The organism is Pseudomonas sp. B1(2018), assembly GCF_003097365.1.
GTDB classification, from domain to species: domain Bacteria; phylum Pseudomonadota; class Gammaproteobacteria; order Pseudomonadales; family Pseudomonadaceae; genus Aquipseudomonas; species Aquipseudomonas laurylsulfatiphila.
The window spans coordinates 193,251-203,113 of the sequence record NZ_PYUK01000012.1 but is presented as its reverse complement, the minus strand read 5'-3'; the positions used below and the strand labels follow the sequence as shown (position 1 = coordinate 203,113).

Here is a 9,863-nt window from a genome sequence, read left to right as displayed (position 1 = left end):
TGGCGATGCGTTTGCTGGTGGCCAGGGCTTCGCCGGCTTCTTTGCCGAAGCCTTGCACGATGTTCAGCACGCCCGGTGGCAGCAGGTCGCCGATCAGTTCGACCAGCACGGTGATGCCCAGCGGGGTTTGCTCGGCGGGTTTGAGCACCACGCAGTTGCCGGCAGCCAGGGCTGGAGCGAGTTTCCAGGCGGCCATCAGGATCGGGAAGTTCCACGGGATGATCTGGCCGACCACGCCGAGGGGTTCATGGATGTGATAGGCCACGGTGTTGCCGTCGATTTCGGCAGCGCTGCCTTCCTGGGCTCGGATGCAGCCGGCGAAGTAGCGGAAATGGTCGGCGGCCAGCGGGATGTCGGCGTTGAGGGTTTCGCGCACGGCTTTGCCGTTGTCCCAGGATTCGGTGATTGCCAGCAGTTCCAGGTTCTGTTCGATGCGGTCGGCGATTTTCAGCAGCACCAACGAGCGCGCCTGGGCGGACGTGGCGCCCCAGGCATCGGCGGCTGCGTGGGCAGCGTCCAGGGCCTTGTCGATGTCTTCGGCCGTGGAGCGGGGGAATTCGGCAATCGGTTGGCCATTCACTGGCGAGGTATTGGTGAAGTACTGACCTTTGACAGGCGCGACGAACTCGCCGCCGATGTAGTTACCGTATTTGGCTTTGAACGAAACGATAGCGCCTTCAGTACCGGGGTGAGCGTAACGCATGGTGGTCTCTCCTTGCTTTTGTGCTTATAGGGAGTCGCGCATGTGCGCTTGCTATAAGCGTAGAGCAAGGGGCGGGCCAGTGCGTTGCAGCTCAGGCAAATCAAGGCCTTGCGCATTTTTTGTCGGACGGATGGAGTGCGCCTGTGACGCTTTCGGTACAGCTGGCGTGACACTTTGTACCGTTTCTGGCGCAGCCTGTGACCGAGCGGTCTTGCAGGCATTGCAATGCAGGCTCGGCTGGAGGATGCTCGGGCAATCACAAGGACTGACGCTGCATCACCCCTGTAGGAGCTGCCGCAGGCTGCGATCTTTTGATCTTGAAAAAATCAAAGTCAAAAGCTCGCAGCCTGTGGCAGCTCCTACAGGGAGCGTGTAAACCTTTCGGGGGGAGAACAATAAGAAATGCCCGACAACCATTTGAGTCGCCATGCCCAGCAGGTCCTGACCGTCACTCAGGGCAAGGCTCCCCTGCATGGCCCTGGCAGTGATCCGTCCATCGCCCGCTCCTGGCTGCGCTGCCTTGAGGACTATCACCTCGACCCGGCCCTGAGCATCGCACCGCCGGTGCTGGAACACGGTCGTGTCCTCGAAAGTCGCGAACGCTTGCAGCAAGTGCTGCACATCGCTGGCAATGAAATGACCAGCCTGCACCAGCAACTCTCCGGTGCCGGCCATGCAGTGCTGCTGACCGACGCTCGCGGAGTGATCCTCAATTGCGTCACCGCGCCTGCCGAACGACAGATTTTCGAGCGTGCCGGGCTCTGGCTCGGCGCCGACTGGAGCGAGGCCTGCGAAGGCACAAACGGCATCGGCACCTGCCTGGTGGAACGTCAGTCGCTGACCATCCATCAGGACGAACACTTTCGTGGCCGCCACACCGGCCTGACCTGCTCGGCGAGCCCGGTCTTCGATCCCCATGGCGAATTGCTGGCGGTGCTCGACGTGTCGTCGGCGCGGCGCGATGTGTCGCGGCAAAGTCAGTTCCACACCATGGCGCTGGTCAATCTGTCGGCGAAGATGATCGAGAGCTGCTACTTCCTGCGCTGCTTCGACAACCAATGGCTGCTGCGTTTTCACTTGCAGGCCGAATCCGTCGGTTTGTTCAGCGAAGGGCTGCTGGCGTTCGACGGAGAAGGGCGTATCTGTGCAGTCAATCAGAGTGCGCTGAACCTGCTGGGACACATCCGCGGCGGCTTGCTGGGTAAACCGGTGGAGGCGTTTTTCGATTGCTCGCTCGATGAGTTGCTGGGGCGGGCGAGTATCAATGCCGCGGCCAGTTGGCCATTGCGTACCCGTGATGGTCGCAGGTTGTTCGCGGTATTGCGCGGCGAGGCGCGGCGGTCACTGCCGATTCCGATGGAGCCTGCTCCCAAGGCTGCACCGGCACCGCGCCTGTCCGGTATTTGCCTGGATGATGTGACCTTGCAGGCGGACTTTCGCAAAGCCTTGCGCGTGTACGAGCGCGACGTGCCGCTGCTGATCAACGGCGAAACCGGGTCCGGCAAGGAGGCCTTCGCCAAAGCGGTGCACCACGCCAGCCAGCGGGCGGAAAAAGCCTTCGTCGCCCTCAATTGCGCGGCCATTCCCGAGAGCCTGATCGAAAGCGAGCTGTTCGGTTACCGTGGCGGCAGCTTCACCGGCGCACGCAAGGAAGGCATGCGTGGCAAGTTGCAACAGGCCGACGGCGGCACCTTGTTCCTTGATGAAATCGGTGACATGCCACTGGCCCTGCAGACGCGATTGCTCAGGGTGCTTGAGGACCGGCAGGTGGTGCCGATCGGTGGCGAGCCGGAAGCGGTTAACGTGCGGATCATCAGTGCCACCCACCGTAATTTGCTGGATCGCGTGCAGGACGGCAGTTTCCGCGAGGATTTGTATTACCGCCTCAACGGGCTGGAAGTCGCGCTGCCGGCTTTGCGTGATCGCAGTGACAAATCGCAGTTGCTCGATTTTTTACTGGCCGAAGAGGCGGGCGGAGAATCGGTGGTGATTGACGGGCCGGCACGCGAGGCTTTATTGGGATTTGCCTGGCCAGGCAACGTGCGCCAGTTGCGAAATGTGTTGCGTACGCTGGCAGCCCTGTGTGAGGACGGACGGATCGGTCTGGAAGATTTGCCGGCCATGATTCGTTCGGCCAGGCCGGCGGTGGCTCAGGCTCTCGAAGAACCATCGGAGCATCCGCTGGAGGATGCCGAGCGGCTGGCGTTACTCAGTGCGCTGGAGCAGACGCGCTGGCATATGACGCATACGGCGGAGCAGCTTGGGGTCAGTCGCAATACCCTGTATCGCAAGCTGCGTAAACACGGTATTGCCCGGTAAACCGGGTCGCGGCCATTCGCGAGCAAGCCCGCTCCCACCTTGGTTCTATAGTGAACACAACTGTGTGAACACCTCCGAGCAAAATGTGGGAGCGGGCTTGCTCGCGAAGGCGTCTTCAGATCTGAAACATCAGGTGCGATTTTCCCCTCCCTAAGCTAACCTGCGACCAAGTTTTACGAGGTCGACTATGCACATTCATATTCTTGGTATCTGCGGCACTTTCATGGGGTCAATGGCGGTTCTGGCCAAAGAGCTGGGCCATCACGTGACCGGCTCCGATGCCAACGTCTATCCGCCGATGAGTACTCAACTGCAAGCCCAGGGCATCGAGTTGACACAAGGCTATGACCCGGCGCAACTTGATCCGGCCCCCGATCTGGTGGTGATCGGCAACGCCATGTCGCGGGGCAACCCAGCCGTGGAGTATGTGCTGAACAAAGGCCTGCCTTATGTGTCCGGCCCGCAATGGCTGGCGGATCACGTGCTGCAAGGTCGTTGGGTGCTGGCCGTTGCCGGTACGCACGGCAAGACCACCACCAGCAGCATGCTGGCCTGGGTGCTGGAGCATGCAGGCATGGCCCCGGGCTTCCTGATCGGCGGCGTACCGCAAAACTTCTCGGTGTCCGCGCGCCTGGGTGATACCCCCTTCTTCGTCATCGAAGCCGACGAGTACGACAGTGCGTTCTTCGACAAGCGCTCCAAGTTCGTACATTACCGTCCGCGCACGGCAATCCTGAACAACCTTGAGTTCGATCACGCGGACATCTTCCCGGACCTGCCGGCCATCGAACGGCAGTTCCATCACCTGGTGCGGACCATCCCGAGCGAAGGCCTGGTGATTCATCCGACCACTGAGCCGGCGTTGCAGCGAGTCATCGAGATGGGTTGCTGGACCCCAGTGCAGACTACCGGTGCCGGCGGTCAGTGGCAGGTCAAACTGCTCAGTGAAGATGGTTCGAAGTTCGAAGTGATGTTCGAAGGCGTCACCCAGGGTGTGGTCGAATGGGACATGACTGGCCAGCACAACGTCGCCAATGCATTGGCCACTTTGGCCGCTGCACGCCACGTCGGTGTGGTGCCATCCATGGGCATCGCCGCGTTGAGCGCCTTCAAGAGCGTGAAACGCCGCATGGAGAAAGTCGCGGAAGTCCGTGGCATCACCATCTATGATGACTTCGCTCACCACCCGACCGCCATCGCCACCACGCTGGACGGCCTGCGCAAGCGCATCGCCGATGCACCGTTGATCGCGATCATCGAGCCACGCTCCAACTCCATGAAGCTTGGCGCGCACCGTGACGGATTGCCGGAAAGCGTGGTCGATGCCGATCAGGTGATCTGGTACGCACCCGCCAACCTCGGCTGGGACCTGGCGGGCACCGCGGCACTGTGCACTGTGCCGTCGATTGTCAGCGATTCCCTTGAGGGCATCATCGATCGTGTGAAGAGCCAGGCCCAACCCGGCACTCACGTGGTTATCATGAGCAACGGCGGCTTCGGCGGCCTTCACGGCAAGTTGGCCGAGGCACTCAAATGAACAACGGCCCGGACCGCATCACCCTGGCGATGACCGGCGCTTCAGGCGCCCAATACGGTTTACGCCTGCTCGACTGCCTGGTGCGGGAAGATCGTGAAGTGCACTTCCTGATTTCCAGGGCCGCGCAGTTGGTGATGGCGACCGAAACTGACGTCACGCTGCCCTCCAAACCGCAGATGATGCAGGCGTTTCTCACTGAATACACTGGGGCCGTCGCCGGGCAGATTCGTGTGTACGGCAGGGAAGACTGGATGTCGCCGGTGGCCTCGGGCTCCGGCGCGCCAGCGGCGATGGTGGTGGTGCCGTGCTCCACTGGCACCTTGTCGGCCATCGCTACCGGTGCCTGCAACAACCTGATCGAGCGTGCTGCCGATGTGACGCTCAAAGAGCGTCGCCAGCTGATTATCGTGCCTCGCGAGGCGCCGTATTCGAGCATTCACCTGGAGCACATGCTCAAGTTGTCGAACATGGGCGTGACAATCCTGCCGGCATCACCGGGCTTTTATCATCAGCCCCAAACCATCGACGACCTGATCGATTTCGTCGTGGCACGGATCCTTAACCTGCTGAATATTCCTCAGGACATGCTGCCGCGTTGGGGCGAGCATCATCTGACCAGCGATGAATAAGCTGCTGGTGATGGTGATGGTGATGGTGCTGGCGCTGCAATTGGCCGGATGCGCCACGGTGCGCACCCTCGATGCGGCCAAGCCGGGGGCGCCGGTGGTGTACGCCGGGACGCGGTTGGATTTGTATGCGATGAATGGCGGTTGTTGCGCGATGGACCGCTTCGGCGCGCAAGCGCCGAGCTATCCGGGTGTTGATCTGCCGGCCAGTGCGTTGCTCGACACACTGCTGTTGCCGTTGTCGGTGTTGACGGTGATCGGGGTGAGTTTTCAGGCAACGGGTGGGTTGTAGGTGTAGCGCGTTTTTGTGGCGAGGGGGCTTGCCCCCGTTGGGCTGCGGAGCAGCCCGAAAACCGGCGATCTCCATTTTTCTGATACACCGCGAGTTCCCTATTTACGACTGCTACGCAGTCGAACGGGGGCAAGCCCCCTCGCCACAGGTCCGCGGATTATTTGCCGAGTTTGCGCAACTCATCCGACTCGACAATCCGCACGCCATCCTGTTCTTCGAGCGCAAGACGCCACATGGCGCGGGCGAGTTGGCAGGCTTCGATGCCGTGGTATTTACCGGGGATCAGGCGTGACAAGGGGCCGGCGACTTTCTCGGCCAGGCGCGGCTCAATGCGATCACCCAGCAACAGCGAAGGGCGGCAAATAGTCAGCTGCGGCCAGTCTTGCGCGCGCAACGCGTACTCCATCTCGCCTTTGACCCGGTTGTAGAAAATCGAGGATCGGCGATCGGCTCCCAGGGCACTGATCACGATCAGGTGCCGTGCGCCCATCTCCCGTGCGCGCTTGGCGAATGCCACCACCATGTCCAGGTCCACTGCGCGAAACGCCTGCTCCGAGCCGGCTTGCTTGATCGTGGTGCCCAGGCAGCAATAGGCGATATCGACCCGCCCGTTCAGTTGTGGCAGGAACGCCGTCGGGTCGCCGACCGGGTTTTCCAGGTGCGGGTGTTTGGCCAGTGGCCGGCGCGAGGGGGCCAAGACCCGAGTAATCGTTGGCTCGCTGAGCAAGCGATCGAGCAGGTGTTCACCCGTCAAACCGGTGGCTCCGGCGAGCAGCACATGCTGAGGCGTCAAGTACATAGTGTTTCTCCCTTGATACTGTTCAGCTTAGTTGCTGTTTGCATCCTTGCTTTGCATGGATGCACTTTGCAACGCTTTTCGTGCCTGTTGTTTGCGCAATAGTTGCCAGTGCGAAAGGACGGTTTTCGGTGCCCAGATCTGTGGTTCGGATGCTTCGAAGCCGTCCGCCAGCTCACGCTCGGCGACAGTGGCCTTGGCCCGTTTGAAGGCTTGTTCCAGATCATCGGTCTGGTTCAGGGCCTGGACGAACAGGGCATCGCCGAAGTAGGTGAAGTTGGCCTCCTCCGAGCAGCCGAAGGAGACGCGGTCAGCCCGCGAGGCCGTCATGATCAGGGTCCGTTCATCCTTGAGAGCGGGGATGAAACCGCCGGAGTAGCAGGACGAAATCACGATGACCTTGTCGCGGTTTTTCAGCGGGGCGAGAACAGCGGCCAATTCGTCGGCTGGCAGATCGGCCAGTTCCATGCGCGGCTGGTCCAGTACCAGTTCGTGTTCGCTGGTGCCATGGCTGGTCAGGTAGATGAAAATCAGGTCTTCCGGACCGCTGCGTTCGGCCAGCGCCAGGGCCGCGCGACGCAGGTTCTCCCGGGTAGCCATCGGGCGGTCGGCGAGGTGGTCACGATGGTTCACCAGGCGGATCTGGCCGAAGGCGCCGAAGCGGGTGGAGAGCATATTGGCGACGTAGTCGGATTCGCGCAGAAACACGCTTTGCTTGCCATCGCCGCCCAGGGTCAACGAATACAGCTCCACTGCCGGGGTGGAGGGCGGAATGTTGGCCAGCGCAGCGTCTAGCAAGTGCCCCTGTGCCAGCAGGCCGAGCTCGAGTGTGTCAGGCAACAGTTTGCCCTCGGCGTCGCGCACACGCTGGCCATTGATCCAGGTGCCGCTGAGCACGGTGCCGTCGGTCAGCACCAGCGTGCCACGCCCTTGGTAACTGTCGTTGTCGAACTGGCCGGTATAAAAGCTGCCGTCTGCGAGGTTCAGCCGGCCCTGGCCGGAAAAGCGCCAGTCGTTGAAGTGGCCGATGTAGTGGCTGCCGTCAGTGCCGATCAGCTCGCCCTTGCCGTTCAGCGAGCCTTCCTTGAACTGACCCAGCCACACATCGCCGTCGGCGTTTTCGTAGCGGCCTTTGCCGTGCAGTTGATTGTTCTTGAAGCTACCGACATAGATGTCGCCATCGGCGCTGTTGAACGTGCCGTTGCCTTCCAGTTGGCCGTCGACAAAGTGCCCGGTGAACTGATTGCCGTTGCCGTCACCGCGCTGGCCCTCGCCGTTGGGTTTGCCGTGGGCGAATTGGCCCTGATAGGAACTGCCGTCTTCGAGTTCGAGGCGACCCAGCCCAGCGTATTGATCGGCCTTGAATTCACCGCGGTAACTCATGCCGTTTTCTTTGAGCGTGCCTTCGCCGTCGCGGCGGCCAGCCTTGAAGCCGCCACTGTAGCTGTTGGCGTTGGTGGTCAGTGCTCCCTGGCCGTCGAACAGTCCCTGATTGAACTGCCCGCGATAGACTTCGCCATTGCTGCCGTGCCATTCACCCTGGCCCTGCCACTGGCCTTTGTCGAATTCGCCGGCGTACCAGCTGCCGTTCGGGTAGTCGATGCGACCCTTGCCTTGCAGCAAGCCATTGACCAGGTCACCGCGATAGCGTCCGCCGTCCGGCAGGCGTGCGTCGGGGGGCAAAGGAGATTCGCCGTCGCCGCAAGCGGTGAGCATCAGGGTCAGGGCAAGGAGTGCAAGTGGGCGCATAGCGGATTCCAGGCAATTAGGCGAAGGAGTATGCCGCAGCCATGTGTCCTTATATAGGGCGAGGTACCGCAAGAGGGCGCGAAACAGCAGGAGCTGCTTCGCATCCCGGAAGGTTTACACGAAGCACAGGGACAGGGGTTCGGCGATATACGCCGGTTTGTCCGAACCTTCGATTTCCAGGGTGGTAGTGGCCTTGAGCAGCCATTGGCCGGGTTTCTTCTCGATGACTTCGGTCAGGTCGACCTTCAGCCGCACCCGTGAATTGACCTTGACCGGCTGGATGAAGCGCACGCTGTCGAGGCCGTAGTTGACCACCATCTTCAAGCCTTCGGGCATGACGAGGATGTCTTCCATCAACTTCGGAATCAGCGACAACGACAGAAAGCCGTGAGCGATAGTACTGCCAAAAGGCGTTTGCGCGGCCTTGACCGGGTCGACGTGGATGAACTGAAAATCCCCTGTGGCTTCGGCGAACAGGTTGATGCGGTCCTGATCGATGGTGAGCCATTCGGAACGTCCAAGTTCCTTGCCGACATAATCTTTGAGCTCTGCAACTGGAACATAGGGCATTGAGACTCTCCTTGGGTTCATCGGTTTTATAGTTTTGAGTTGGGGGGGATTTGACCTCCCGGCTTACCACTTTAGATCAACATGGCTGAACGTCGCGGTCAACTGGCCATGCTTTTGGCGAATGCCGGTCTATAGCGCGAGCATGCTTATAATGCCAAGCCAATGCGGGTGACGGATTTTGCGGGAGATCTTTGATGTTGTTACGGGGCCTGACGTGGCTGGTGCTTTTCCAATTGCTCGGCACGGCGATCAATCATTTGTTTCTGCCTGTGCTGCCGGGGCCGATTGTGGGGTTGCTGCTGTTGCTGGTGTACCTCATCTGCCGCGGACAGGTCGGCGAGCCACTGAACCTGGCGGCCGGCAGTCTGCTGCGCTACCTGCCTCTGCTGCTGGTGCCGCCGGCCGTGGGCGTGATGGTGTATGCCGCTGACATCGCGGCGGACTTCTGGGCCATCGTCGGTGCGCTGGTGTTGTCGCTGTTGCTTTCGATGGCCTTCGCCGGGGTGCTGATGCAGCGCATGGTCAAGCCTCACGCGCACTCCGAGGACAACCCATGATCTTCGACTGGCACGGCGCCTGGGCCTCGGTGATTCACCATCCATTATTCGGCATCGGTATCACCCTCGGCGCCTATCAACTCGTCCTTGCGGCATTCGAGAAAACCCGCTGGATCTTTTTGCAGCCGGTGCTGGTCTCCATGTTGCTGGTGATCGGTGTGCTGGTGGGTTGCGGCCTGACTTACGCCGAGTACCGCAAGAGCACCGAGATCCTGAGCATCCTGCTCGGTCCGGCCACTGTTGCGCTGGCGGTACCGCTTTATCTGAACCTGCGACGGATTCGGCAGTTGTTCTGGCCGATATTTACTACGCTGGTGATAGGCGGGGTGGTGGCCACGGGTATGGGCGTGTTGTTGGGCTGGTGGTTCGGTGCCGAGCACATGATCCTGATGACCATGGCACCGAAGTCGGTGACGTCGCCGATTGCGATGCTGGTGGCCGAACAGATCGGTGGGGTCGCGGCGCTGGCAGCGGTGTTCGTCCTGATTACCGGGGTGATCGGGGCGATTTTCGGCCCGGCCCTGTTGACTCGCCTCGGTGTGCACAGCCCGGAAGCCAGGGGTATGGCACTGGGCATGACGGCCCACGCGGTCGGTACGTCGGTGGCACTGCAGGAAAGTGAAGAGTGCGGCGCCTTCGCGGCGCTGGCGATGAGCCTGATGGGTGTGGCCACGGCGGTTTTCCTGCCGCTGGCGGTGTCGATGGTCGTGTAAG

At 61.2% G+C, this 9,863-nt stretch carries 10 protein-coding genes; 6 read left to right on the top strand and 4 right to left on the bottom strand.

Features of this window, described 5'->3' with window-relative positions; genetic code table 11:
• The coding region (locus tag C9422_RS20100) for an aldehyde dehydrogenase family protein (protein WP_116581884.1) at positions 1-703 on the bottom strand (703 nt) is incomplete at its 3' end.
• Between the two features lie 402 nt (positions 704-1,105).
• On the opposite strand from C9422_RS20100, the gene C9422_RS20095 reads away from it, so the two are divergent.
• From C9422_RS20095 to C9422_RS20080, 4 genes are all read left to right on the top strand, one after another.
• On the top strand, positions 1,106-3,022 hold the full coding sequence (locus C9422_RS20095; RefSeq protein WP_116581883.1) for a sigma-54-dependent Fis family transcriptional regulator: 1,917 nt from the start codon (positions 1,106-1,108) through the stop codon (positions 3,020-3,022).
• A 187-nt stretch (positions 3,023-3,209) separates the two neighbouring features.
• The gene (mpl, locus tag C9422_RS20090) at positions 3,210-4,559 is read left to right on the top strand and encodes a UDP-N-acetylmuramate:L-alanyl-gamma-D-glutamyl-meso-diaminopimelate ligase (RefSeq protein ID WP_116581882.1); all 1,350 of its coding nucleotides are present in this window, start codon (positions 3,210-3,212) and stop codon (positions 4,557-4,559) included.
• Positions 4,556-5,188, top strand: coding sequence for a flavin prenyltransferase UbiX (gene ubiX, locus C9422_RS20085; protein WP_116581881.1), 633 nt, complete (start codon positions 4,556-4,558; stop codon positions 5,186-5,188). The genes mpl and ubiX overlap by 4 nt, the downstream gene beginning before the upstream one ends.
• Positions 5,181-5,477, top strand: coding sequence for a YceK/YidQ family lipoprotein (locus C9422_RS20080; RefSeq protein WP_116581880.1), 297 nt, complete (start codon positions 5,181-5,183; stop codon positions 5,475-5,477). Before ubiX ends, C9422_RS20080 begins: the two co-directional genes overlap by 8 nt.
• A gap of 157 nt (positions 5,478-5,634) precedes the next feature.
• On the opposite strand, the gene C9422_RS20070 is transcribed toward C9422_RS20080, so the two are convergent.
• The 3 genes from C9422_RS20070 to C9422_RS20060 form a co-directional block, all read right to left on the bottom strand.
• Positions 5,635-6,276, bottom strand: coding sequence for an oxidoreductase (locus C9422_RS20070; RefSeq protein WP_007979721.1), 642 nt, complete (start codon positions 6,274-6,276; stop codon positions 5,635-5,637).
• A 27-nt stretch (positions 6,277-6,303) separates the two neighbouring features.
• Complete coding sequence (locus C9422_RS20065) at positions 6,304-8,022, bottom strand: C13 family peptidase (protein ID WP_116581879.1); 1,719 nt, start codon at positions 8,020-8,022, stop codon at positions 6,304-6,306.
• A gap of 114 nt (positions 8,023-8,136) precedes the next feature.
• On the bottom strand, positions 8,137-8,592 hold the full coding sequence (locus tag C9422_RS20060) for a MaoC family dehydratase (protein ID WP_008001099.1): 456 nt from the start codon (positions 8,590-8,592) through the stop codon (positions 8,137-8,139).
• Between the two features lie 194 nt (positions 8,593-8,786).
• On the opposite strand from C9422_RS20060, the gene C9422_RS20055 reads away from it, so the two are divergent.
• Positions 8,787-9,149: a CidA/LrgA family protein gene (locus C9422_RS20055; RefSeq protein ID WP_116581878.1), complete on the top strand. Its 363-nt coding sequence runs from the start codon at positions 8,787-8,789 to the stop codon at positions 9,147-9,149.
• Positions 9,146-9,862, top strand: coding sequence for an LrgB family protein (locus tag C9422_RS20050; RefSeq protein ID WP_007975911.1), 717 nt, complete (start codon positions 9,146-9,148; stop codon positions 9,860-9,862). Before C9422_RS20055 ends, C9422_RS20050 begins: the two co-directional genes overlap by 4 nt.
• Position 9,863: the final 1 nt, after the last annotated feature.

Coding starts and splice junctions, on each gene's coding strand:
- ubiX (WP_116581881.1), top strand. CDS start 4,556: ATGAACAACGGCCCGGACCGCATCACCCTGGCGATGACCGGCGCTTCA.
- C9422_RS20095 (WP_116581883.1), top strand. CDS start 1,106: ATGCCCGACAACCATTTGAGTCGCCATGCCCAGCAGGTCCTGACCGTC.
- C9422_RS20060 (WP_008001099.1), bottom strand. CDS start 8,592: ATGCCCTATGTTCCAGTTGCAGAGCTCAAAGATTATGTCGGCAAGGAA.
- C9422_RS20065 (WP_116581879.1), bottom strand. CDS start 8,022: ATGCGCCCACTTGCACTCCTTGCCCTGACCCTGATGCTCACCGCTTGC.
- C9422_RS20070 (WP_007979721.1), bottom strand. CDS start 6,276: ATGTACTTGACGCCTCAGCATGTGCTGCTCGCCGGAGCCACCGGTTTG.
- mpl (WP_116581882.1), top strand. CDS start 3,210: ATGCACATTCATATTCTTGGTATCTGCGGCACTTTCATGGGGTCAATG.
- C9422_RS20080 (WP_116581880.1), top strand. CDS start 5,181: ATGAATAAGCTGCTGGTGATGGTGATGGTGATGGTGCTGGCGCTGCAA.
- C9422_RS20055 (WP_116581878.1), top strand. CDS start 8,787: ATGTTGTTACGGGGCCTGACGTGGCTGGTGCTTTTCCAATTGCTCGGC.
- C9422_RS20050 (WP_007975911.1), top strand. CDS start 9,146: ATGATCTTCGACTGGCACGGCGCCTGGGCCTCGGTGATTCACCATCCA.